Below are 22916 nucleotides of genomic sequence, written 5' to 3' on the forward strand. Positions count from 1 at the left end.
CTTGCTGTGATCGACGAAGCCGTCCAGTCCTTGCTGGACGGCTTCGTCACGTCAGTACGGCGGATCGCCGACGTCGACGCCATCTGGCTGCACGGGTCACTGGCGCTGGGCGACTTCCAGCCCGGGCGTAGCGACCTCGACGTGGTGGCCGTGGTCTCGTCGCCGCCACCTTTGGCTGTCGCCGACCTTCACCGGCGGCTCATGGCGGCGTCACCGTTGGCGTCGAAGCTGCATTGCTCCTACATGCTCGCGTCCGAGCTGTCGGATCCCGCGGTCCGGCATCCGACGTTCGCGCAGGAGCGGTACTTCGAGCGGCCGGTCACACCGGTAACGCGACGCGAGCTGGCCTTGGGCAACCGGTCGCTGTACGGGCCGCCGCCCGCCTCGTTGCTACCAGCAACCAGCGATGCCGAGCTCTTTGCCTTCATCCGCGCGGATCTGGCCGAGTTCTGGTTGCCCGTCACGGCGCGCCGCAAGCCCTGGTACGCCGACATCTGGGTCGATCTGGGGCTCGTGACGGTGGCCCGGGCCCACGTCACGTTGTCGTCCGGTGATCTGATCACGAAGCGGGCAGCGCTTGGGTTGCTGCCCGGGATGGGTGCGCCGGAGAGCGTCGTACGGGACGTCGCCCGCCGGCGGTACGGTCCGGCGGGCGTGGTGAACCCCTTCTGGCGTCAGCGGCGGGCGGTGCTGACGCGGGTCTTTCTGCAGGCGGCGATTCCGGCGGTGATCAGTTCACCGTGATCGGCGTGCCCGCGGTGACCTCGAGGAGCTCGGCGTACGTGGTCGGGTAGACCGAGTGCGGGATCCCGGCGGCCGCCCAGATGACGTCGTACTGCTCGAGGGTGGCGTCGACGTGCGTGCGGACCGGGTGCGGGTGGCCGACCGGGGCGACGCCGCCGATCGACTGGCCGGTGTGCTCCTTGACGAACTCCGGGGTGGCGCGGCGCAGCTTCGTGATGCCGAGTTCGGCGGCGACCTTCGCGGTGTCGACCCGGTGTGCGCCGGAGGTCAGGATCAGCACCGGGGCGCCGTCGCCGTCGAAGATCAGGCTGTTCGCGATCGCGCCGACCTCGCAGCCGAGCTCGGCCGCAGCAGCCGCCGCGGTCGGGACCGCCTCATCGAGGATCACGATCTCGCCGGTGGCCCCGGCCGCCCGGAGCGCGTCGGCCACGCGTTGCACGTTGGGATGGTTGCTCACCTTCGTGAGCTTAGGCGGCGTGTCACACCGTTTTGAGCTCGGCTGCCCCGAAGGACACGTTGAAGCGGTCGCACCAGATCGCCACGCTGCGGAAGTCGCCGAGGTCGGCGTCCTTCGGGATGACGTAGTTCTGGTTGCCGTGGTTGCCCTTCAGTCTGCCGATGCTGAGGTAGTTGTCGTCGTCGAAGACGTGCCAGCCGTCGCGGCCGGGGACGGTGCGGGCGTCGCTGAGCCAGACCTTCAGGTCGGGGCCGTCGGAGGTGCTCAGGTTCTCCAAGCGGAGGACGCGGGAGCCGTCGGCGAGCCTGAGTACGGCGACGGTGCCTTTCGTCTCGTGCTCGTGAGTGATCAGCTTCCCGGTCAGGAGAACGGTTGGCGTGGCCGGCTGCCGCGCCCGCGGCTTTGCGGAAACTGTCGGTGGCGTCGTCGACGATGAATTCGTGGAGATCGGAACAGCACCTGGCAGCGCTTCGTCGACGACCCGGTCGGTGAAGAGCCGCCACGGCTGGAAGAGCGGCAGCGCGACTGCGGTGACCACGACGGCCACGGCCGCCGCGGCGATCACCGCTGCCCGCCATCGCTTGGTCAGTCTCGGCATCGGCGTTCCTTCCGTGCTCCTGGTTCCTGTGTTCCCAGTCTGGACGGCGGATCGGTCGCGCGGCGGCGCGCCGGGCTTACGGCCCGTTGACGTTTGTCGGCGGGCGACGATACGCTATTCGTGTTCGAACAGATGTTCGATTACCTCCGGCCCGGTTTCGTCGGGAGACCGGACACGGGTGATCCGGACAGCTGGACGGCTCCGGTGCGGAGTTGCGGCCGCATCGGAAACCGGTGGTCCCGGCGGTCCGGGCGCCGAGGTGGTCCTCGACCCCCACCTCGGGCCTGTCCGCCGGGCCCCGGAACCAGCCGTCAAACAGGGGAAGTTCGTACACAGGAGGCGATGGAGCATGTGGGAGTTCGACGAGGCCGTGGAAGTGCGTTCGGACGTCGTGGACGGCGTCGAGACCCCGGCGCAGTTCCTCTGGCGTGGCCGGCTCTGGCTCGTGTGCTCCGTCCAGGCCCGCTGGACCGAGACCGCCGCCTGGTGGGAGCGCGGCATCATCGGCGCCGGCCTGGGCCCGTCGTACGACGCCCGCCCCGGATCGACCCGGGTCGCCGCTGCGGCGACCCACGTGGACGGCGCGGTGGCGTCGGCGAGCCCCCGATCTCGCACCGACTGCCTGACCGCGCACGCTCCCGGCGGGAGCACCACCGCCCTCGCTTCCGCCGGGATCACGGAAAGCCCGGCGGCGGTCGGCGTACTGGATGCGGATTGGGGACCGCGGCGTGCGGTGTTCCGAGTAGAGGCGGGGTGCGGCCGGCACGGTCGGCGTGAGCTGTTCGATCTCGCGCACGACCCGGACTCCGGCCGCTGGCAACTGGAAAGGGTGACGGACCGATGACTGTCTCACCGGTATCCCCGGCAGCCGCCGGCGCGGCCAGCCGCGAGCTGTCCCGCGCACGAGCCGCGCTGGCCGAAGCAATGGAGACGAGCGACCACCTAATCCGCTACTCGAGCGCCCACGTCGCGGCCCTCCGAGTTGCGGCCGCGGTCCTCGCCGTCCGCGCCCGCCCGGTGCGCTCCGGCACCCGCCGACGGGTGCAGCGCAACGCGTGGGTGTTGCTCGCCGAGGTCGCTCCCGAGTTCGGCGAATGGGCCACCTTCTTCGCCGCCGGCGCATCCCAGCGGGCGGCCGCCGAGGCCGGCCTGGGGCGCGCGGTGAGCACGCGCGAGGCCGACGACCTCGTCCGTGCGGTGGAGACCTTCTACGACCTGGTCGAGACCAGCCTGCGCCTGTCCAGCAGCCCGGCCCTCACCGCCACCACGGACCCCCAATCCGTGCTGACCCAACCCTGGATGCAAGCCAGCTGACCGCTTGGTCCAGCGACCGGCTGACGGCCTGACTGTGTTGACTGCGGACTCGGGAGAACCAACCTGTGAGTGAACTACGCCGAGGCGTCGGCAAAGACGTCTGCGGTCGCGTCCACGCCATCACCGGCGTCGAGTGCTACCTCCCCGACACCCACTACCCAAACCCCCACCACTCCCTCGAAGGCGACTCCTGGCACGACGGCCTCTGCAGCAAGTGCGCCGGCGCCGGCACCCACGCCAACACCATCTGCCCCCGCTGCAACGGCACCGCCTTCGAACCCGTAGCCCTAACAGACCCCGAAACCTACCAACCCGGCTAACCCACCCCGGCCGCCTCAGCCCGGGATCAGCCAGTGAGTGTCGATCGGTTGGGGTGGGGTGTTTGGGGGTGGGGGAATTAGGGTCGGGAGGGTGAGTGAACTTCCTGTGCTTGAGGGTGAGGATCAGCGGGTCCTCGGGAGCTTGATGGAGAAGCAGTCGACGGTGCCGGCGTCGTACCCGCTCACCGCCAACGCGCTGCGGACGGCGTGCAACCAGATCAGCAACCGCGAACCCGTCGTCGACTACGACCAATCGACAGTCGAGCGGACTGCGCGTTCCCTCAGGGACCGAGGGCTCCTGCGGATCGTCTGGGCCGATACCGGTCGCCGTACCTTGAAATACCACCAGATCCTCGACGAGCGCCTGGGACTTGAGCCCGACGAGCGTGCCTTGCTCACGGTGCTGCTCCTTCGAGGCGCCCAAGCGCCCGGCGAGCTGCGCACCCGCACCGAACGCCTGCACCAATTCCCCGACCGGTCCGACGTCGAAGCCTGCCTGCGCCGGATGGCCGCCCGCCCCGAACCCCTGGTCCGCGAACTCGAGCGCCGCGCCGGCCAACACGACCACCGCTGGATCCACCTGCTCGGCCCGGTGCCGGACCAGGCCGAACAGCCCGCCGCCCCAGCTGTCGACCGCGACGTGGTGATCGCCGAGGGCGCGGACGCACGTGATGCTCGAGTGCGTTCGTCGTACGACGCGGTCGCTACCACCTACGCGGATCGGCTGATCGACGAACTGGAGGTCCTGCCCTTTGAAACCTGGCTGCTGGACCGGGTGCTCGCCCACGCCGCAGGACGCCCGATCGTGGAGGTCGGCTCCGGCCCCGGTCACATCACCGCCTACCTAGCCGACCACGGCGCCGACGCCACCGGCATCGACCTGTCACCCGCGATGGTGGAGGAAGCCCGCCGTCGGTTCCCCGACCACACCTTCGAGGTTGGCGACCTCCGTCGGCTGGGCCGGCCGCCGACAAGCTCAGGCTGGGCCGCTGTCCTCGCCTGGTACTCGCTGATCCACCTGGCACCCGCCGAACTACCGGACGCGATCGCGGCCCTGACCCGCCCCCTGGACCCAGGCGGCTGGCTCGTCCTAGCCCTCCACGCCGGCACCGAGGTCCGCCACGTCACCGACATGTTCGGCCACGAGGTCAACCTCGACTTCGTCCTCAACGACCCGTCTCACATCGTCGGCACAGTCGAATCCGCCGGCCTGGTAGACGTCGAGTGGTACCTCCGCGGCCCTCTCGCGACCCACCAAGAAACCACCCAACGCCTGTACGTCGTGGCCCGCACCCCCTCGTAGCCACGCCACGCCCGCCGTCGACCCGACTTTGTGCACCGCGCTTCCATTCCGCGAGCGCTGCAGTGCTCAGACGGTGCACAAAGTGCAACAGCCGCTACGGCGAACGCGCCGGCCACCCCGCACCCGCCGGCCACCACGCTGCCGTGGACGGCACGTAGGTGACCAGGGCTGGTGGTCAGCTCTTGGCGTAGGTTTCGGCGGCTTGGGACTCGAACTCGTACGCGATGGCCGGCTGGTCGCCGACGACCCAGGCGTCGTGGCCTGGTTCGATGATGTAGGCGATGCCGGGCAGCACGCGGGCCTTGGTGCCGTCGTCGTGGACGACCTCCATCTCGCCGGAGATCAAGGTGCCGATGTGCCGGACCTGGCAGGTGTCGCCGCCGACGACGGGACGAATGCACTCGGACCAGCGCCAGCCCGGCTGGAACGTGATACGCGCGACGCTCGCTCCTGGCAGTTTCACCACGTCAACGGTGGTCTTGTCCGGCGTACGCCGCTCGTCGGGCTCGTCGAAGGACTTGCTGTGGATGGTCATGGGTTCCCTCCCTGGCTGATGCGTCTTCCCCTTCCTCCGACCATGGCGCGCCCCGCCGCCCGGCGACAGACACCACGTCTTAACGTCCCCTTACAGCACCCGCCACCAGTCACGCCGGGTGCTTCACCGCTACCCGGCGGTGCCCCGGCAGGCGACGCAGGTGGTGGGGAAGTGGGTGGGGAGTGCTGGGAATCGGTCGTGGGAGTCGGTGCGGGTAGTGGGGCGGAGCGTGCTGCGGCAGCGGCGCGAGTGGTGGGGAGTGTCGCGGCAGTGGTTGTGGGGGAGTCGGCGCGGGCGGTGGGGCAGTGGGGCGGAGCGTGCTGCGGCAGCGGTCGTGAGCAGTCGGCGGGGGTGCTGGGGAATTGGCCGGGGAGTGTTGTGCGTCGGGCGGGGAGTGCTGGGTGGCGGTCGTTAGGAGTCGGTGCGGGTGGTGGGGAGTGCTGGGGTAGCGGTTGTGGGGGAGCTGGTGTGGGTGGTGGGGCGGGAGGGGTGGGGAAGTAGGGTGTGGCGGGGTGGGGGATTGGGTTGAGGAGGGTTATGGCGATGGTCGATCGGCGGCGGCGGTCGGTGCGGACGGCGCTGGTGGCCGAGGCTTTGCGGGTGGCGCTGGCGGGGCGGGCGCGGACTGATCCCGAGGCCGGGTTGGACATCGTCGACCTGGGTGGTGGCACCGGTGGATTCGCGGTGCCGCTGGCCGTCGAGGGGCACCGGGTGACCGTCGTGGATCCGAGTCCGGACGCGTTGGCTTCGCTGGAACGGCGGGCCAGTGACGAAGGCGTCAGCGCGCTGGTTCGTGGTGTCCAGGGTGATGCGGCCGAGCTTCCCGGTCTCGCGGGTGAGTCGAGTGCGGACGCCGTACTGTGCCATGGGGTGCTCGAGGTCGTCGACGACCCGGTGCAGGCTTTGCAGGCGATGGGGTCGGTGCTGCGGGAGGGCGGCGTACTCAGTCTGCTCGTTGCCCAGCGCAACGCTGTCGTTCTTGCTCGCGCGCTCGCGGGGCACCTGGCCGAGGCGCGGATCGCGTTGCAGGATCCGGACGGGCGCTGGGGTGCGACGGATCCGATGCCGCGGCGGTTCGACGAGGCGGGGATCACGGCGCAGCTGGCCGATGCCGGGTTCATGGTGCACACGGTGCATGGCGTACGTACGTTCGCGGACCTGGTCCCGTCGGCCTTCGTCGACTCCGAGCCGGGGGCGGCCGAGTCGCTGGCCGAGCTCGAGCGGGCCGCGAGTCAGCACCCTGCCTTCCGGGCGCTGGCAACTCAGCTCCACATCCTCGCCACCCGCTGAGCAGAACCCTGCCGCCCGCTTGGCCGAGCTCGTCGGCTTCAGGTACGGCGCTCAACGGGCGGCGCGCCGTGGTTGTGTTGTGGGTCACACACGACTGCCGTGGCGGGGCCGGGTCGGCGCGTCCTGGCTGGGCGACGGAGGGTGATGGGCCGGTGACTGCTGTCCGTCGGCGGCGAAGTAGCCGGAGCGGCGGCGCCGACGGTGGCGGAGCGGCGGCGCCGACGGTGGCGGAGTGGTCGGGGGAGCCGCGGTGCGGACGGTGGCGGAGCGGCGGTGCGGGCGGTGGCGGGGTGGCGGGGAGCGGCGGCGCGGACGGTGGCGGAGTGGCCCGGGGGAGCCGCGGTGCGGAATGTGGTGGAGCGGTGGCGTGGGCGGTGGTGGAGGGGCGGGGAATGGCGGGGCGGATGGTGGTGGGGGGTTGGAATAGACCGGTGGGGGTTTGCGTGGAATAGACCGGTGGGGATGAGGCGGTGGGGGTGGGGTTTGTGGGATGCGACACGCCGGGTTCGACAGGTTTGGGAAGAGTGTGATGAGGGCAGTTGCCGGACCGTGACGCGCGGGACAGGCGGTCAGGGTTTCGTGTGAGGCAAGCGCGGCCTAGACTGGAGTCGGCCTATCGAGATCGCGCTCATCATGGAGGGATCGACGGTGCCCCTCTCGGAAGAAGAGCAGCGCCAGTTCGAGCAGCTCGAACGTGCCCTTGCTGCGGAAGACCCGAAGTTCGTCTCCGCCATGCGAGGGACCAATGTGCGCTTGTATTACAAGCGCCGGGCAGTGCTTGCCGGCGTTGGATTCGTGCTGGGCATTGCGGTCTTGATGACCGGCGCGATCATCCCCAACACCATCATCGGAGTCATCGGCTTCGTGATGATGGTCGCCTGTCTGTACATCGCCGCGCTGAGTATGAAGCGGATCAGCAACGCCGGAGACTCCGACGACATTCCGCCGCCTCCGCCGCCGACCAAGCGGCACCGGACCAAGCACGACTCGTCCGGCAGCTTCATGGAGCGGATGGAGGACCGCTGGCGGCGGCGCCGCGACGAAGACCTCTGACGGTGCGGCGCGCCTGAGCGCGTAACGGCCGACATCCACACCCGCGTCCCTGGTGGCGCGGGTGTGGTTTTGTTTGGGTACGGCGGGGGTGCCGCTGCCGCAGCGTTGTCCGCGAGCTTCGGTTCAGGGGCCGGAGACAGGTCCAGGGGCGGAGACAAGTCCAGGGCGCGGAGACAAGTCCAGGGCGCGGAGACAGGTTCAGGGGTGTGGGGACATAGGTCGGCCGCGCAGCTGGGCTGCGCGGCCGGGGCGAGTCTGGTTAGTTGGCGTGGCGGCGGCGGAGGGCTAGGGAGCGGAGGCGGGCCAGGAGGAGGTCGAACTCGTCCAGGAGGTCGGAGGCCTCGGTGCTGCCTCGGCTCAGGTACCAGCGCCAGGACGGGGGCAGCAACCGGGCTCGCCAGCGGCGCAGGTGGGAGGCCTGCGACCACAGGGCCTTGCGTACGGCGGCTGCCTGGGAGCGCAGGTCCACGGTCACGTCGGCGTCACCGGCGTACCGCAAGGCCTCGATGCCGCGGGCCACCCGGATTGCCTGTGGGTGCACCTCGGCAGGCAGTTGGGACACCAGCCACTCGCCGGACTGCCGTGGGGTGGCGATGTCGGACCAGTCCAGTCCGAGGTCGCGAGCCGTGTCGCGGATCTCGGCCCACAAGCCTTCGGCGCCGAGCCGTCCCGGCGGTCTCGCGAACCGCCGTCGCCTGGTCGTGCTGCGGATCAGCCACGGGATGCCGAGCAGCAGGAGCACCCCGGCGGCGATGGCGATGTTCCGCCCGCCGCCGTTGCTGAACCAGTTGCCGCTGTCAATGATCGGGGCGCCGGTGTCGTCCGGCAGGTTCCGGTCGTCGTTCGGCCGCTCCACGCCCGGGTCCTCGGTCGCGCCCGGCGAGGTCGGTGCGGTGGTCGGGGCGGTCGACGGGCTGGTCGGGTTCGGGGCCGCGGGGGAGGTCCAGCCCGGCGTGCTCGCCACCCGCGCGGCCGGGGTCGGCTCGAACCGGACCCAGCCGATGCCCTGGAAGTACAGCTCCGGCCAGGCGTGCATGTCGTGCATCTTGACCGTGTACTCGCCGTCCTTGCCGGCCTGGCCGGGCAGGAACCCGATGCCGACCCGGGACGGGATCCCGATGATCCGGGCCATCAGCGCCATCCCGGTGGCGAACTGCTCGCAGTACCCGGTCTTGCTGTCCAGCAGGAACTCGCGCAGCGCCCGCATCCCGCTGCCGCGCGAGGTGTCGGTGCTGTAGGTGAAGCCGCCACCGCTGCGGAACCAGTTCTGCAGGAGGACGGCGGACTCGAACTGGTTGCTCCCGGCACTCTTCGTGATGTCCAGGGTCAGCTCTTTGATCGACTCCGGCGTCTGCCGGGGGACCCGGCTGGTGAACTGGTCCGGCTCACCCGCGCCGATCGCGTCGTGCAGCTGCTGCGACGTCGGTTGCAGGTCGTACGACGTGACGTCGTACTTCTTGCCGCCGACGACCTGGCCGTTCGACGAGACCACGTCGAGCGTGCCGGCGTCGTACCGCCAGTCCCGCTTCAGCGAGATCGAGCGCACCGGGTAGGGGACCGGGGCGAACTGGGAGCGGAAGCTCCGGCTGACGTCGATCTCCATCTTGGTCTGCGGGACCTTGCTCAGGTCGCCGCCGTACCCCGGTGGCGGGGTCAGTTCGTTGCCGATCTTGCGGCCTTCCTGGCGGGGTGCGATCCGCCAGGTGTCGCCGTCGAAGAAGTCGAGCGCGGTCAGCCGCAGGTAGGTGCCGCCGGCCGGACCGCCCTTGTAGGTGAGGGCGACGACGTTGTCGCCGCGCTTCAGGTTCCGGCCCATGTCGAGCATCGGGTCCGTCGACGAGATCGACGCACCGACACCGGTCCCGGGACCGGTGCCGGCCAGGCCGTTGCCGATGACACCTTCGGGCAGGGCGGGCAGCAGCGCCGGCAGCAACGCGGCCAGCGCGACCACGGTCAGGCCGATCCGGCGGCCCGCCTGACCGAGCGCGGACGCCTCCACGGGCTCGGCGGCATCGAGGTGGGAGACACCGGAGATCCGGCGGCCCCAGCGGCTGAGGCGGCTGCGCCCTTCGGCGGACAGCAGCAGGATGTACCCGAGCGCCGGCGGGATGAAAAGCAGCGCCGGCAGACCGCCGTGCACGGTCGCGGCAGGCACCGTGTACATGATCAGCAAGAGCAGCCCGGCCCACGCGGCCTGACGCAGCTGTACGGCGATGACGTGGATGAGCAGCCCGGTCGCCGCGATCACCGAGGCCGCGAACAACGTGAGGTGCGAGTCCGGCGGCAGTGGCGCGCTGAACCGATTGATCGAGTCCATCGCGTTGACCAGCTGCTGGTTGAACTCCAGCGCGGTCGCCTTCACCGGGATCAGCCCGAACTTCAGCGTGTCCCGCAGGAAGAAGAACGCGATCAGCTCCACCAGCACCAGCAGCTGGACGAACGGTACGACGATCCGCGGCGCCCGCAGGTTCTGCAGCAGGATCCCGACGCCGGTGATCGCCCCGCACAGGAACGCGCTGATGAACAGGAACGGCCCGGAGAACACCGGCGTGAGTACAAGCGACCCGAGTACGGTCGCTCCCCAAGCGGCGAGGGAGATCCTGGCGTGGCCGGTCATACCGTTATGCGATCCTTCCGCTCCGTAGTCCGAGACTGGACCACACGGTGGGCAGGTGGTCGCCGCGGCGGACCCTGGCGACTCGCCAGCCGTTGCGGCGGAGCTCGTTCTCGGTGGCGTCCGCGGCGGCAGTCAGTCGGTCCGCCTTCTCACTTGGCTCGGCGCCGACCGCCCAGCTGGCCGCGTCGAGGACCAGCGCGACGCCGATCGCCTGGCCGGTCCGCCAGCGGTTCAGCGACGTGACATCTTCGGAGCTGAGGGCGCCGACGATCGCGATCACCAGGCTCGGCTCCTGCGCGTGCCGGTCGACGGTCAGCAGCGGGCCGATCTCGGCGTACTTGTGCTCCTCGACGGTCGCGCACTCGGTCAGCAGCTGCTGCGCGCTGAGCGGCTGGTGTACGGCGGCCGACGAACGGTGACTGATTGCCGACAGGGTGGTCGGCCCGCCCAGCATGGTGGTGACGTAGCCGCGGCGGATCCGGTCGGTGCCGATCGAGGCGGCGGCGCTGACTGCCCACTCCAGGCTGGACGACGGGCCGTGGCCGTGGTGCGAGATCGTCCGTGCGTCCAGGAACATCGCGCACCGGCTCTGCCAGGGCTGCTCCTCGCGCCGCACCATCAGCTCGCCGCGGCGCGCGGTCGACCGCCAGTGCACGCGACGCAGGTCGTCGCCGTCGCGGTACTCGCGGACCGTCGCGTCTTCCTCACCGGCCGAGGCGATCGCGCGCGGCCGGTTCTCACCCGAGCCGGCCCGGTCGGCGCCGAGCCGGATCTCCGGCAGCCGGTAGACCCGCGGCGTGACCAGCAGGTGCTGGCTGCGGGTGAACGTCCGGCTCGTCTCCACCAGGCCGAACGGGTCGGCCACAGTCAGCATCAACGGCCCGACCTGGAACAGTCCGCGGACGTCGCTCTTGACCGGGTAGCTGACGGTACGGCGCCAGTTCGGGCTGACGCGGTCGACGACGAAGCGCGGCCGGTGGCCCAGTACATAAGGAATACGGTCCTCGAGCAGCAACAGCCCGGCCGGCATCCGGCCCTGGTTGCTCAGGGCAAGCTCGACCGTCGCCTGCGTGCCGACCGGGACCTGATCCGGTGCGAGGCTGCGCCGTACCTGCAGTCGCAGCCGGGTCCGCCCGACGACGAGCGCCGCGACGACCGGCAGCGCGACCAGAAGGATGCCGACGCGCAGCAGGTCCTTCTGCCCGAGCAGGAGCGCGCACAGGGACGCAGTGATGCCGGCCGCGACGAAGGCCCGCCCTCTGGTGGTCAGCCCGCGCAGTGCCTGCCGCATGTCTCAGTCCCGACGTGCGCGAGGCAGCGCCACCGTGGACACCAGCCCCGAGATGATGTCGGCTGCACCGCGCCCACCGAGATGCGCCTCAGCCGCAGGAAGAACACGGTGTGCCAGCACCGGCACCGCAAGCTCCTGGATGTCGTCCGGCAGGACGAACTCGCGGGAGTCCAGCGCCGCTGCGGCACGGGCCGCACGGATCAGATGCAGCGTCGACCGCGGGCTCGCTCCCAGTCGCAGCTCCTGCGAACGACGGGTCGCGCCGACCAGGGCGACGGCGTACTCCTTGACCGACTCCGAGACGTGCACCGACTGCACCGTCTTCACCAGGCGCAGGATCTGCTGGCCGTCGGTGACCGGCTGCAGCGTCTGCAGCGGGTCGTCGGCGGCGTGCCCGTCGAGCATCCGCAGCTCGGCGGCCGGCTCCGGGTAGCCCATCGAGACCCGCGCCATGAAGCGGTCGCGCTGCGCCTCGGGAAGCGGGTAGGTGCCTTCCATCTCGATCGGGTTCTGGGTCGCGATGACCATGAACGGCGTCTCGAGCTGGTACGTCGTGGTGTCGACGGTGACCTGGCGTTCCTCCATCGACTCCAGCAGCGCGGCCTGGGTCTTCGGCGAGGCGCGGTTGATCTCGTCACCGACTACGATGTTCGCGAACACCGCGCCGGGCTTGAACTCGAAGTCGCGGATCTCCTGGTTGAAGACCGAGACGCCGGTGATGTCGGACGGCAGCAGGTCCGGCGTGAACTGGATCCGGCGCACGCTGCAGTCGATCGACTTGGCCAGCGCCTTGGCCAGCATCGTCTTGCCGACGCCGGGCACGTCCTCGATCAGCAGGTGTCCCTCGGCCAGCAGGACCGTGACGGCGACCTCGACCACGTCGGGTTTGCCCTCGATCACCTGCTCTATCGCCCGGCGGACCCGGCCCGCCACCTCGGACAGCTCGTCGAAGTCCCCGGCTCCTGCCAGCGCCGAGCTGGTCGCGGTGGTGCTCACCCTGTGTCCTCCCCATTCGTTGACGGCCGACACATTCTCACCCGCTGTAGGGGTCCGGCCTAGAGCAGCGGAAGTTTCGTTACCTGGCGTTTCGGTGTTCATCGGCACAGGCCCTCACCGGCGTGGGTCGGAAAGTCGTCCCTCCAAGCGTACGGGTGGCCAAAACAAACCGCCGGGCGTACGACGACGCCGGACCCCGGAAGGTTCGCCGCCGGACCCGGGCAATCGCGGTGGAGCGAAGTGGAGGACGCGGCGCGCGGGTGGACACGCTGGGATTCAGGCGGCGCGTGGGGGAAATGGGGCGGAAGTTGGTTGACGGTGGTGCAAAGTGGAGTAAGGTGGAGCGCAGTGGAACAGAAGTGGTGGAAACAACTCGCCTAAGTCGGAGGGTCCGCAACGGGGAGGTGGAGCGTGTTCCTCGGAACGCACTTCCCCAAGCTCGACGACAAGGGACGGCTGTTCCTGCCGGCGAAGTTCCGGGACGAACTGGCTGACGGCCTGGTGATCACCCGCGGACAGGAGCGGTCGCTGTCCGTGTGGCCCGAGCGCGAGTTCGTCCAGTTGACCGAGCAGTTGAAGCAGGCGCCGATCACCAACAAGGGTGCGCGGGACTACCTGCGGATGCTGTTCGCCGGCGCCTCGAACGAGGTACCGGACAAGCAGGGCCGGGTCACCATCCCGCCGATGCTGCGCGATTACGCGGGACTGGATCGCGACTGCGTCGTCATCGGGGCGATGAACAGGGTGGAGATCTGGAACACGGAGAACTGGAACAGGTACTCCGCGGAGCAGGAGCAGGCATTCGCCGACCTCTCCGAGGAGGTGCTGCCAGGAATCTTCTAGAAGAACAGTGGGCGAGCGGTACCGCGACCACACCGGCCGTCCGGTGAGATCACGGGTCCGACTTCCGACCTCAGGTGTTGGCGCCACTTCCCCGGCGCCAAGACCCCGAGGTACTTCCCCGGAAGGCGTACCCGCGATCTGACCGGACGGAGTCGTATCCGGGCCGCACCACTGCACCACAGGACCTGCGGGGGCAGGGTCGCTCCCGCGGCGACGGAAGGGTCGAGGATGGACGCTGCGGAGCGGCATGTGCCGGTGATGCTGGAGCGCGTGGTCGCGCTGCTGGCTCCCGCACTCGCGCACCCCGGCGCAGTCCTCGTCGACGCGACCCTCGGTCTCGGTGGTCATTCCGAGGCCTTCCTGCGCCAGTTCCCCGACGCCCGGCTGATCGGGCTCGACCGGGACCCCGAGGCGCTGCGCCTCGCCGGTGAGCGGCTCGCGCCGTACCAGGAGCGGACCACCTTCGTGCACGCCGTGTACGACGAGCTGCCGCAGGTCCTGGCCGACCTCGACGTGCCCGCGATCGACGGGATCCTGTTCGACCTGGGCGTGTCCTCGATGCAGCTGGACGAGGCCGAGCGCGGGTTCGCCTACGCGCAGGACGCGCCGCTGGACATGCGGATGGACAGCACCGGCCCGACCACCGCCGCGGACATCGTGAACACCTACAGCGCGGCCGATCTGGCCCGGATCCTGTTCCAGTACGGCGAGGAGAAGTTTGCCCGCCGGATCGCGGACCGGATCGTCCGCGAGCGCGAGACCGAGCCGTTCACGAACAGCGCCCGGCTGTCCGAGCTGGTCCGCAACGCGATCCCGCAGGCGGCCCGCCGGACCGGGGGACACCCGGCGAAGCGGACCTTCCAGGCGCTGCGGATCGAGGTGAACGGCGAGCTCGAGGTGCTGCGGCGGGCGCTGCCGGCCGCGATCGAGGCGCTGGCGCTGCACGGCCGGATCGTGGTGATGAGCTACCACTCGCTCGAGGACCGGATCACCAAGCAGACGTTCGCGGCGGGCACCAAGTCCGACGTACCGGACGACCTGCCGGTCATCCCGGCCGGGCACGAGCCGTACCTCAAGCTGCTGACCCGGGGCGCCGAGCGACCGACCGAGGAGGAGGTCGCGGCGAACCCGCGGGCCGCCTCCGCTCGCGTGCGGGCGGCTGAGCGCGTCCGCGAGAAGGGGCTGGTGGCCTGATGAGTACTGTCTTCAGCCCGCAGAAGGCGCGGGTCACACCGGCGCCGGCGAAGCGGCCGGAGCCGAAGCTGCGGGTCGTCTACGGCGCGCCGTTCCGGCCGCCGCGGATGCCGTTCGTCATCTTCGTGGTGTCGCTGCTGGCAGCCGGCCTGGTCGGCTTGCTGCTGCTCAACACGGAGCTGCAGAGCGGGACGTTCCAGGTGACCGCGCTGAACAAGCAGGCCGACCAGCTGCGGGACCAGCAGGAGTCGCTGGAGAAGCAGGTGCGCACGCTGGAGTCGCCGCAGAACCTGGCCGACCGGTCACTGCGGATGGGCATGGTGCCGAACCCGAACCCGGTGTTCCTGCGGATGTCCGACGGGCAGGTGCTGGGTGTGCCGGAGGAGGGCAAGGCCGGCACGGGTACGGCGATGTTCGGCCCGGGCACGCCGACCGGGGTGACGACGAAGCCGCCGGTCAGCACGGTCAAGCCACCCGCTGCGACCGTGAAGCCGCCCGCGACGACGGTCAAGCCACCTGCGGCCACTGTGAAGCCGCCTGTCACCGCGCGGAAGCCGCCGGCGACCGGCACCACTGCACGGACCGGTACGGCGACCGGCAACAAGCCGCCGGCCCGCACGACAACGCGTACGACCACCACCGGGGGATGATCGGATGACGGACCGACGGGGCAGCGAGCCGCCACGCAAGCGTGGTGAACCGGGGCGGAGCAATCCGCCCCGCAAGGCTCAGCCCCGCCGTCCGTCCGCTACGGACAGCACCCGGGCCACCCCACAGCGTCCCGAGTCCACCCGAGACCGCCTCCTCCGCAAAGCCCGCGAGGAGGCGGCCCAACGTGCGGCCGAGCAGGAGGGCGTGGCGCGGCGCCCGGTGAAGAAGGCCGCACCGAGCCGGCCGGTGAAGAAGACTGCCGCACGCCCGGCGCCCACCAAGAAGGCAGCTGCAAAGAAGACTGCCTCGAAGAAGGCTCCGGTCAAGAAGGCGTCAGCCAAGCGGCCCGCCAAGAAGAGTCCGCCGCGGAAGCGGGCGCCGCAGAGCAGACGGCCGCCCAAGAAGAAGGTGCAGCGGCCGCCGCGGACGTTGAAGTTGGGGCGGCCTACGCTTCGGCTTCGGGTGACGTTCGTGGTGATGGCGTTCGTGCTGTCGTTGTTCGCCGGGCGGCTGGTGCTGCTGCAGGGCGTGGACCCGGACCGGTACGCGCTGGCGGCGAGCAAGGAGAACACCAAGCCGTTCGTGCTGCACGCCACCCGCGGCGCGATCCTGGACCGCAACGGCGTGCCGTTCAGCGTGTCCGAGGACGCGGTCGCGATCACCGCCGATCCGACCCAGACCAGCCCGGTCGCGGCCCAGCTCGCCAAGATCCTGGCGCCCAAGCTGACCGGTACGACGTACGCGAAACTCGTCACGGACATGACCGGGAGGGGCCGGTTCCAATACCTCGCGCGCAAGGTCAGCGCGCAGACCTGGAACGCGATCGAGGCCGAGGTGAAGGCCAGGAACACCGAGATCGCGCAGCAGAACAAGGGCAAGCCGCAGGACCAGCAGGCGCCGCTGCTGGCCGGGATCTACACCGAGGACGACCCGATCCGCAGCCACCCGAACGGCACCATCGCGGCCACCGTGGTCGGCGTGGTCGGCACCGACGGCAAGGGCCAGTCCGGGCTCGAGTACGGCATGAACGACAAGCTGTCCGGCCAGGACGGCAAGGCCATGTACGAGGTGGACACCAAGGGCAACAAGATCCCGAACGCGAACCACACCGTCGAGGAGCCGAAGCCCGGCGTCACCGCGCAGCTGACGCTGGACGCGGACCTGCAGTGGTTCGCGGAGCGGCGGATCGAGCAGGCGGTCAAGCAGTACAAGGCCACCTCCGGCACCGTGGTCACCCAGGACGTGAAGACCGGCGAGATCCTGGCGCTGGCGAACTACCCGACGTTCGACCCGAACAAGCCGGTCAAGCCGAGCCAGCTGTACAACCCGGCGCTCGAGCAGGTCTACGAGCCGGGCAGTGTGCAGAAGGTGGTCACCATGGCCGCGCTCGCCGACGCCGGGCTGATCGACCTGAACACCAAGCTGCAGGTGCCGGGCAGCATCAACGTGCAGCGCCGGACCATCAAGGACCACTTCTCGCACGGCACCCTCGACCTGACCATCGCCGGCGTGATCGCGAAGTCGTCGAACGTCGGCACCATCATCGCGGCCCAGCAGATGAAGTCGATCCCGCAGTTCGTGAAGTACCTGAAGGAGTTCGGGTTCGGCGAGCCGACGGGGCTGAACTTCCCCGGCGAGAGCCGTGGCCTGATGCCGCCGGGGGACGAGTGGAGCGAGCTGACCCGGTCGAACGTCGCGTTCGGCCAGGGCATGTCCGCCAACGCCGTCCAGATGACCGCCGCCGTCAACGCGGTCGCCAACGGTGGCGTCTACGTGCCGCCGAAGCTGGTGAAGAACTACGTCGACGTGAACGGCAACGTCATCCGGAACACGGGCGGCGCCTCCCGCCGGGTGGTGAGCGAGAAGGCGGCGAAGGACGTCACCACGATGATGGAGGCCGTCACCGCCAAGGGGGGTACGGCGACCCAGGCTGCGATCGACGGATACCGGGTGGCCGGCAAGACCGGTACGGCGCAGGAGGTCGACTCCGCCTGTGGCTGCTACCGCAAGTGGGCCACGTCTTTCGCCGGATTTGCTCCTGCCGACAACCCACGCTTCGTTACGTACGTCGTACTCCAGAACCCGACCAACGGGCGTAGTGGCGGTGGACAGGGAGGACCGGTGTTCCGTGACGTGATGAGCTACGCACTGCAGAAGTACGTCGTACCGCCGACTGGTGCGAAGCAGCCTGTCGTGCCGCTCGAGTGGTGACGCAGGGTCAGGTAGGAGTCACACGGGCCGGAGCGGTAGCCTCAGGGCCCGTGTCCACCCCTACCGCCGCAGGCGGCGCCGTCGCAGCGATCAGGCCGCGGCACATCGTGCCGGTCAGTCTGGTCGAGGTCGCCAGGACCGCTCAAGCGCGGATCCCCACCAGCAGCACCGTCGAGGTGACCGGTGTCTCGCTCGACTCGCGGTCAGTCCTCCCAGGCGACCTGTACGCCGCTCTGCCCGGTGCCGTCACGCATGGCGCGGCATTCGTCGCGAAAGCGCAGCAGTCCGGCGCTGTCGCCGTACTGACGGACCCGACCGGTGAGGAGCGATCCCGGGAGACCGGGCTGCCGGTGCTGGTGGTCGACCGGCCGCGGGACGTGCTCGGAGCGGTCGCGGCGCGGATCTACGGCGAGCCGACCAAGGAGCTGCACCTGCTCGGCGTGACCGGGACGAACGGCAAGACCACGACCAGCTTCCTGCTGGACGCCGTACTGCGCCGGCTCGGTCCGGCCGCGCTGATCGGGACGATCCAGACCCGGGTCGGTGACGAGGTGGTGAAGAGCGTCCGGACCACTCCGGAGGCCACCGACCTGCACGCGCTGTTCGCGGTGATGCGGGAGCAGGCGGTCGGCTGGTGCGCGATGGAGGTGTCCAGCCACGCGCTCGCGCAGGGCCGGATCGACGGTGCCCGGTTCGCGGTCGCCGGGTTCACCAACCTCACCCAGGATCATCTGGACTTCCACAACACGTTCGAGGAGTACTTCGCGGCGAAAGCCTCGTTGTTCACTCCGGAGCGCTGTGATGTGGCCGTGGTGACGATAGACGACGAGTACGGGCGCCGACTGGCCGCGCAGACCGTCGTACCGCTGGTGACTGTGTCCACCACGGGTGAGGCCGACTGGACTGTGGCCGGCAAGCACCAGTCCGAGCACGGCACCACGGTGATCGACATCCGCGGGCCAGGCGAGACGCTGACTGTCGAGATCGGACTGCCCGGTGACTTCAACGTGGCCAACGCGCTGCTGGCGACCGCGATGCTGCGACAGGTCGGCGTACCGGCCGAGGAGATCGCGGCCGGGCTGCGGACGGCCGCCGTACCGGGCCGGATGGAGACGTTCACGCGCCAGGACGGCCTGGCTGTGATCGTCGACTATGCGCACACGCCGGACGCGGTTGAGCTCGCGCTCGAGGCTGCGCGGGGTGCGACCAAGGGGCGCTTGTACGCCGTCGTGGGCTGTGGCGGCGACCGGGACGCGGGCAAGCGTCCCGCGATGGGCGCCGCGGCCGGACGGATGGCGGACGTGGTGATCATCACCGACGACAACCCGCGCAGCGAGGACCCGGCGGCGATCCGGGCTGCCGCGCTGGAGGGCGCCCGGGCCGTGCTGCCGGGGGCCGACCTGCACGAGATCGGCGACCGCCGCCAGGCCATCGCCGCGGCGATCGAGCTGGCCGGTTCGGGAGACACCGTCGTCGTACTGGGCAAGGGCCATGAGACAGGCCAGGACGTCGGCGGTGTGATCCACCCGTTCGACGATCGCGAGACTGTGCGTGAATTGCTGGAGGCAGAGCGGTGATCCCTGTCAGTTGCGGCGAGATCGCGGAGGCCGTCGGCGGCGAGCTGGTGGGCGTCGACCCGTCGGCCGTGGTCGACGGCGCGGTGGTGATCGACTCGCGAGCCGCCGGACCGGGTGGACTCTTCGTCGCCCTGCCCGGTGAACGCGTCGACGGGCACGACTACGTCGGTACGGCGACCGAGGCCGGCGTCACGGCGTCACTCACCACGCGGCCGATCGGGGGCAGCCCCTGCATCGTCGTCGGGGACGCGCAGAAGGCACTCGGCGACCTGGCCCGGCTGGTGATCAGCCGGCTGCCGGAGCTGACCGTGATCGGGCTGACCGGCTCATCCGGCAAGACCAGCACCAAGGACCTGATCGCCCAGCTGATCCGCCCGTACGGCGAGACCGTGTCACCGGAGGGATCGTTCAACAACGAGATCGGCCACCCGCTGACCGCGTTGCAGTCGACCGAGTCCACGAAGTACCTGATCGCCGAGATGGGTGCGCGGCACCGCGGCGACCTCACCTACCTGTGCGGGATCACGCCGCCCAAGGTCGGCCTGGTGCTCAACGTCGGGACGTCGCACATCGGCGAGTTCGGCAGCCAGGACAACATCGCGCTGGCCAAGGGTGAGCTGATCGAGGCGCTGGTTCCGGGCGGGACCGCCGTACTGAACGCCGACGACGCCCGGGTGGCCGCGATGGCGAGCCGCACCGGGCAGCGGGTGCTGACCTTCGGTGAGGCCGACAGCGCCGACGTCCGGGCGACCGACGTCAAGCTCGACGCCGAGGGCCGGGCGAGCTTCACGCTGCGGATCGGCGACTTCAGCCGCGCGGTGCAGTTGCAGTTCGTCGGCGAGCACTACGTGTCCAACGCGCTCGGCGCGGCGACCGTGGCGTACGCGGCCGGTCTGACCGCCGAGCAAATCGCAGAGGGACTGGCCGGGGCGACGCCGGTGTCGGCGGCGCGGATGGAAGTGGTCGAGCGCGCGGACGGCGTGACGATCATCAACGACGCGTTCAACGCCAACCCCGACTCGACGCGGGCCGCGCTGAAGGCGCTGGTCGCGATCGGCCGCGCCCGGGGCGCGCGGACCTGGGCGGTGCTCGGCGAGATGCTCGAGCTCGGCGACACCTCCGCCGACGAGCACGACGCGATCGGGCGGCTCGTGGTCCGGCTCGACGTGAACCGGCTGCTCGTGGTCGGCCCGGGCGCGAAACCCATCCATCTCGGGGCCTCGCTCGAAGGCTCCTGGGGCAACGAGTCGGCGTACGTCGACACCATTCCGGAGGCCCTCGACATGCTCCGCGCGGAGTTGCAGGCCGGTGACGTCGTCCTGGTGAAGTCCTCGAAGGCGGCGAAGCTGCGCAGCCTGGCCGACGCACTGCTGCCCGGACGCGATGAGCTGTCCAAGTATGCGGAGGACGCGCAGTGATCTCGATCCTGTTCGCCGGCGCCGTGTCGATGGTGCTGACCCTGCTCGGAACCCGGTGGGCGATCACCCTGCTGGCCCGCCGCGGCTACGGCCAGGAGATCCGCGACGACGGCCCGACCTCGCACCACACCAAGCGCGGGACGCCGACGATGGGCGGCACCGTGTTCATCATCGCCACCATCATCGGGTACTTCGCGGCCAAGCTGTTCACCATGACGCCGCCGAGCGCGTCGGCGCTGCTGGTGCTGTTCCTGTTCGCCGGGATGGGCGCGGTCGGCTTCCTGGACGACTTCATCAAGATCTTCCGGCAGCGCAGCCTGGGCCTGCGCAGCAAGGCGAAACTGGCCGGCCAGACGATGATCGCGGTCGCCTTCGCGGTGCTCGCGCTGCAGTTCCCCGACGAGCGCGGCCAGAGCCCGGCGTCGCCGTTCATCTCGTTCATCCGCGACATCAACTGGCTGCACCTGTGGCCGGTGCTCGTGGTGATCTGGATCCTGCTGCTGATCGCCGGCATGTCGAACGGCGTGAACCTGGCCGACGGCCTGGACGGCCTGGCCACCGGCGCGTCGATGATGGTGTTCGGCGCGTACACGCTGATCTGCATCTGGCAGTTCAACCAGAGCTGCGCGACCGCCCAAGGCGTGGGCGCGAAGTGCTACGAAGTACGAGATCCGCACGACCTGGCTGTGGTCGCGGCCGCGCTGACCGGCGCGCTGTTCGGCTTCCTCTGGTGGAACGCGTCGCCGGCCAAGATCTTCATGGGCGACACCGGCTCGCTGTCGCTGGGCGGCGCGCTGGCCGGCTTCGCGGTGATGACCCGGACCGAGTTGCTGGTGCTGCTGCTCGGCGGCCTGTTCGTCATCATCACCGCCTCGGTGATCCTGCAGGTCGGCTACTTCAAGCTCACCAAGGGCAGGCGGTTGTTCCGGATGGCGCCGCTGCACCACCACTTCGAGATGCTCGGCTGGGAGCAGGTCAACGTGGTGATCCGGTTCTGGATCATCCAGGGCCTGTGCGTGGTGATCGGGCTCGGGATCTTCTACGCGGAATGGGTGGCCGGATGACGCTCGAGACTCGGATCGACGACGGCTGGCCGACCACTCGCTTCGTCGTGCTCGGCTTCGGTACGGCGGGCTACGCGTGCGCCGACTCGTTGCTCCAGGCCGGCGCCGAGCACGTCGTCGTACTGGACGACCGCGACACCGAGGCGCTCCGGGAGAAGGCGCAGATCCTCGACACGCTCGGCGCCACCATCACCCTCGGTGCGGGCAGTACGGCGGAACTGCCGAAGGACGTCGACGTGGTCGTGACGTCTCCCGGCGTACCGCCGCACGCGCCGTTGCTGGCCCAGGCCGCCGAGCGCGAGGTCCCGATCTGGAGCGAGATCGAGCTCGCCTGGCGACTCCGGGACCCGGCCAACGCGGCGCCCTGGCTGTGCATCACCGGGACCAACGGCAAGACCACGACGGTCCAGATGCTCACCGCGATCCTGACCGCGGCCGGTCATCGAGCTGTTGCCGCTGGCAACGTGGGCCTGCCGCTGCTGGAAGCCGTGATGGACCCAGAGCCGTACGACGTGATCGCGGTGGAGCTCTCGAGCTACCAACTGCACTTCACGCACTCGATGTCGGCGCACTCGGCCGCCGTACTGAACATCGCTCCGGACCATGTCGACTGGCACGGCTCGCTGGAGGCGTACGCCAAGGACAAGGGCCGGATCTTCGAGAACTGTCAGGTCGCCTGCGTCTACAACGTCGCCGACCCGGCCACCGAGCAGTTGGTGATGGACGCCGAGGTGATCGAGGGCTGCCGGGCGATCGGCTTCACCCTCGGCACGCCGGGACTGTCGATGGTGGGGATTGTCGACGATCTACTTGTCGACCGTGCGTTCGTCGAGCAGCGTGCGTCGTCCGCCCTCGAGCTGGCGACGCTGAACGACATCACGCCGGCTGCGCCGCACAACGTGGCGAACGCGCTGGCCGCGGCGGCGCTGGCCCGGGCGTTCGGCGTGCCGGCGGCCGCGGTCCGGGACGGGCTGCGCGGGTTCCGGCCGGACAAGCACCGGATCGCACACGTCGCGGAAGTTGCCGGGGTCAACTATGTCGACGACTCGAAGGCGACCAACCCGCATGCGGCCCAGGCGTCGTTGCTCGCCTACGAGCACGTGGTGTGGATCGCCGGCGGCCAGGCGAAGGGCGCGACCTTCGACGAGTTGGTGATCGCGGCGCGCGGCCGGTTGCGTGGCGTCGTCCTGCTCGGCCAGGACAAAGAGGTGATCGCGGAAGCTCTTGCCCGACACGCACCGGATGTCCCGAGGATCGTGATCGAGGCAACGGACACTGAAGCCATGGAGATCGTGGTGGGGGAGGCGGCGAAGCTTGCCCAGGCGGGCGACACCGTGCTGCTCGCCCCCGGCTGCGCCTCCTGGGACATGTTCGCCAACTACGGAGCCCGCGGAGACGCTTTCGCCGAGGCCGTGCACCAGCTGACCCGGGGGTGATCGC

21 protein-coding genes are annotated in these 22916 nt (G+C 69.9%); 15 read left to right on the forward strand and 6 right to left on the reverse strand.

Annotated elements, in window-relative coordinates:
* Positions 1-6: 6 nt before the first annotated feature.
* A complete protein-coding gene (locus ACIBL3_RS07115; protein WP_396352357.1) occupies positions 7-744 on the forward strand; it encodes a nucleotidyltransferase domain-containing protein in 738 nt (245 codons plus the stop codon).
* Here the strand turns inward: ACIBL3_RS07115 and ACIBL3_RS07120 are convergent.
* Together ACIBL3_RS07120 and ACIBL3_RS07125 are read right to left on the reverse strand one after the other, a co-directional pair.
* Complete coding sequence (locus ACIBL3_RS07120; RefSeq protein ID WP_396352358.1) at positions 731-1201, reverse strand: YbaK/EbsC family protein; 471 nt, start codon at positions 1199-1201, stop codon at positions 731-733. The genes ACIBL3_RS07115 and ACIBL3_RS07120 overlap by 14 nt on opposite strands.
* 22 nt (positions 1202-1223) lie before the next feature.
* Positions 1224-1799: a DM13 domain-containing protein gene (locus ACIBL3_RS07125; RefSeq protein WP_396352359.1), complete on the reverse strand. Its 576-nt coding sequence runs from the start codon at positions 1797-1799 to the stop codon at positions 1224-1226.
* 349 nt (positions 1800-2148) lie between these two features.
* On the opposite strand from ACIBL3_RS07125, the gene ACIBL3_RS07130 reads away from it, so the two are divergent.
* The 4 genes from ACIBL3_RS07130 to ACIBL3_RS07145 all read left to right on the forward strand — a co-directional run bounded on the left by ACIBL3_RS07130 (position 2149) and on the right by ACIBL3_RS07145 (position 4736).
* Positions 2149-2643: a DUF6504 family protein gene (locus tag ACIBL3_RS07130; protein WP_396352360.1), complete on the forward strand. Its 495-nt coding sequence runs from the start codon at positions 2149-2151 to the stop codon at positions 2641-2643.
* Positions 2640-3113 (forward strand): SAV_6107 family HEPN domain-containing protein, encoded by a 474-nt coding sequence (locus tag ACIBL3_RS07135; protein ID WP_396352361.1) that lies wholly within the window; start codon positions 2640-2642, stop codon positions 3111-3113. Before ACIBL3_RS07130 ends, ACIBL3_RS07135 begins: the two co-directional genes overlap by 4 nt.
* A gap of 65 nt (positions 3114-3178) precedes the next feature.
* On the forward strand, positions 3179-3433 hold the full coding sequence (locus tag ACIBL3_RS07140; RefSeq protein ID WP_396352362.1) for a hypothetical protein: 255 nt from the start codon (positions 3179-3181) through the stop codon (positions 3431-3433).
* A gap of 91 nt (positions 3434-3524) precedes the next feature.
* A complete protein-coding gene (locus tag ACIBL3_RS07145; RefSeq protein WP_396352363.1) occupies positions 3525-4736 on the forward strand; it encodes a DUF480 domain-containing protein in 1212 nt (403 codons plus the stop codon).
* 175 nt (positions 4737-4911) lie between these two features.
* Here ACIBL3_RS07145 and ACIBL3_RS07150 read toward each other — a convergent pair whose 3' ends face one another.
* Positions 4912-5271, reverse strand: a complete 360-nt coding sequence (locus tag ACIBL3_RS07150; protein WP_396352364.1) for a cupin domain-containing protein — start codon at positions 5269-5271, stop codon at positions 4912-4914.
* Positions 5272-5808: 537 nt separating this feature from the next.
* Between ACIBL3_RS07150 and ACIBL3_RS07155 the strand changes: the two genes are divergently transcribed.
* Both ACIBL3_RS07155 and ACIBL3_RS07160 read left to right on the forward strand, forming a co-directional pair.
* Positions 5809-6561 carry a methyltransferase domain-containing protein gene (locus ACIBL3_RS07155; protein ID WP_396352365.1) on the forward strand — a complete coding sequence of 251 codons (753 nt, stop codon included), beginning with the start codon at positions 5809-5811 and terminating at the stop codon, positions 6559-6561.
* Positions 6562-7194: 633 nt separating this feature from the next.
* A complete protein-coding gene (locus ACIBL3_RS07160) occupies positions 7195-7614 on the forward strand; it encodes a DUF3040 domain-containing protein (RefSeq protein WP_396352366.1) in 420 nt (139 codons plus the stop codon).
* A gap of 259 nt (positions 7615-7873) precedes the next feature.
* Here ACIBL3_RS07160 and ACIBL3_RS07165 read toward each other — a convergent pair whose 3' ends face one another.
* Genes ACIBL3_RS07165 through ACIBL3_RS07175 form a run of 3 tightly spaced genes read right to left on the reverse strand, consistent with a single transcriptional unit; the run spans position 7874 to position 12464 of the window.
* Positions 7874-10231, reverse strand: a complete 2358-nt coding sequence (locus tag ACIBL3_RS07165; RefSeq protein WP_396352367.1) for a transglutaminaseTgpA domain-containing protein — start codon at positions 10229-10231, stop codon at positions 7874-7876.
* A 4-nt stretch (positions 10232-10235) separates the two neighbouring features.
* Positions 10236-11522, reverse strand: coding sequence for a DUF58 domain-containing protein (locus ACIBL3_RS07170; protein WP_396352368.1), 1287 nt, complete (start codon positions 11520-11522; stop codon positions 10236-10238).
* 3 nt (positions 11523-11525) lie between these two features.
* Positions 11526-12464 carry an AAA family ATPase gene (locus tag ACIBL3_RS07175; protein WP_396352861.1) on the reverse strand — a complete coding sequence of 313 codons (939 nt, stop codon included), beginning with the start codon at positions 12462-12464 and terminating at the stop codon, positions 11526-11528.
* 465 nt (positions 12465-12929) lie between these two features.
* On the opposite strand from ACIBL3_RS07175, the gene mraZ reads away from it, so the two are divergent.
* The 8 genes from mraZ (at position 12930) to murD (ending at position 22912) form a co-directional block, all read left to right on the forward strand.
* Positions 12930-13361 carry a division/cell wall cluster transcriptional repressor MraZ gene (gene mraZ / locus ACIBL3_RS07180; protein ID WP_132144096.1) on the forward strand — a complete coding sequence of 144 codons (432 nt, stop codon included), beginning with the start codon at positions 12930-12932 and terminating at the stop codon, positions 13359-13361.
* 228 nt (positions 13362-13589) lie between these two features.
* Positions 13590-14555: a 16S rRNA (cytosine(1402)-N(4))-methyltransferase RsmH gene (gene rsmH / locus ACIBL3_RS07185; protein ID WP_396352369.1), complete on the forward strand. Its 966-nt coding sequence runs from the start codon at positions 13590-13592 to the stop codon at positions 14553-14555.
* Positions 14555-15205, forward strand: a complete 651-nt coding sequence (locus tag ACIBL3_RS07190; RefSeq protein ID WP_396352370.1) for a hypothetical protein — start codon at positions 14555-14557, stop codon at positions 15203-15205. The genes rsmH and ACIBL3_RS07190 overlap by 1 nt, the downstream gene beginning before the upstream one ends.
* Positions 15206-15209: 4 nt before the next feature.
* Positions 15210-17417, forward strand: a complete 2208-nt coding sequence (locus ACIBL3_RS07195; protein WP_396352371.1) for a penicillin-binding transpeptidase domain-containing protein — start codon at positions 15210-15212, stop codon at positions 17415-17417.
* Between the two features lie 50 nt (positions 17418-17467).
* Positions 17468-18994 (forward strand): UDP-N-acetylmuramoyl-L-alanyl-D-glutamate--2,6-diaminopimelate ligase, encoded by a 1527-nt coding sequence (locus tag ACIBL3_RS07200; RefSeq protein ID WP_396352372.1) that lies wholly within the window; start codon positions 17468-17470, stop codon positions 18992-18994.
* Positions 18991-20412, forward strand: coding sequence for a UDP-N-acetylmuramoyl-tripeptide--D-alanyl-D-alanine ligase (murF, locus tag ACIBL3_RS07205; protein ID WP_396352373.1), 1422 nt, complete (start codon positions 18991-18993; stop codon positions 20410-20412). The genes ACIBL3_RS07200 and murF overlap by 4 nt, the downstream gene beginning before the upstream one ends.
* A complete protein-coding gene (gene mraY / locus ACIBL3_RS07210; protein ID WP_396352374.1) occupies positions 20409-21476 on the forward strand; it encodes a phospho-N-acetylmuramoyl-pentapeptide-transferase in 1068 nt (355 codons plus the stop codon). The genes murF and mraY overlap by 4 nt, the downstream gene beginning before the upstream one ends.
* Positions 21473-22912: a UDP-N-acetylmuramoyl-L-alanine--D-glutamate ligase gene (gene murD, locus ACIBL3_RS07215; protein ID WP_396352375.1), complete on the forward strand. Its 1440-nt coding sequence runs from the start codon at positions 21473-21475 to the stop codon at positions 22910-22912. The genes mraY and murD overlap by 4 nt, the downstream gene beginning before the upstream one ends.
* The last annotated feature ends 4 nt before the right edge of the window (positions 22913-22916 follow it).

It is taken from the genome of Kribbella sp. NPDC050124 (assembly GCF_044460355.1).
Taxonomy (GTDB): domain Bacteria; phylum Actinomycetota; class Actinomycetes; order Propionibacteriales; family Kribbellaceae; genus Kribbella.

Coding starts and splice junctions, on each gene's coding strand:
- ACIBL3_RS07125 (WP_396352359.1), bottom strand. CDS start 1,799: ATGCCGAGACTGACCAAGCGATGGCGGGCAGCGGTGATCGCCGCGGCG.
- ACIBL3_RS07130 (WP_396352360.1), top strand. CDS start 2,149: ATGTGGGAGTTCGACGAGGCCGTGGAAGTGCGTTCGGACGTCGTGGAC.
- ACIBL3_RS07135 (WP_396352361.1), top strand. CDS start 2,640: ATGACTGTCTCACCGGTATCCCCGGCAGCCGCCGGCGCGGCCAGCCGC.
- ACIBL3_RS07150 (WP_396352364.1), bottom strand. CDS start 5,271: ATGACCATCCACAGCAAGTCCTTCGACGAGCCCGACGAGCGGCGTACG.
- ACIBL3_RS07155 (WP_396352365.1), top strand. CDS start 5,809: ATGGCGATGGTCGATCGGCGGCGGCGGTCGGTGCGGACGGCGCTGGTG.
- ACIBL3_RS07160 (WP_396352366.1), top strand. CDS start 7,195: ATGGAGGGATCGACGGTGCCCCTCTCGGAAGAAGAGCAGCGCCAGTTC.
- ACIBL3_RS07165 (WP_396352367.1), bottom strand. CDS start 10,231: ATGACCGGCCACGCCAGGATCTCCCTCGCCGCTTGGGGAGCGACCGTA.
- ACIBL3_RS07170 (WP_396352368.1), bottom strand. CDS start 11,522: ATGCGGCAGGCACTGCGCGGGCTGACCACCAGAGGGCGGGCCTTCGTC.
- rsmH (WP_396352369.1), top strand. CDS start 13,590: ATGGACGCTGCGGAGCGGCATGTGCCGGTGATGCTGGAGCGCGTGGTC.
- ACIBL3_RS07190 (WP_396352370.1), top strand. CDS start 14,555: ATGAGTACTGTCTTCAGCCCGCAGAAGGCGCGGGTCACACCGGCGCCG.
- ACIBL3_RS07195 (WP_396352371.1), top strand. CDS start 15,210: ATGACGGACCGACGGGGCAGCGAGCCGCCACGCAAGCGTGGTGAACCG.
- murD (WP_396352375.1), top strand. CDS start 21,473: ATGACGCTCGAGACTCGGATCGACGACGGCTGGCCGACCACTCGCTTC.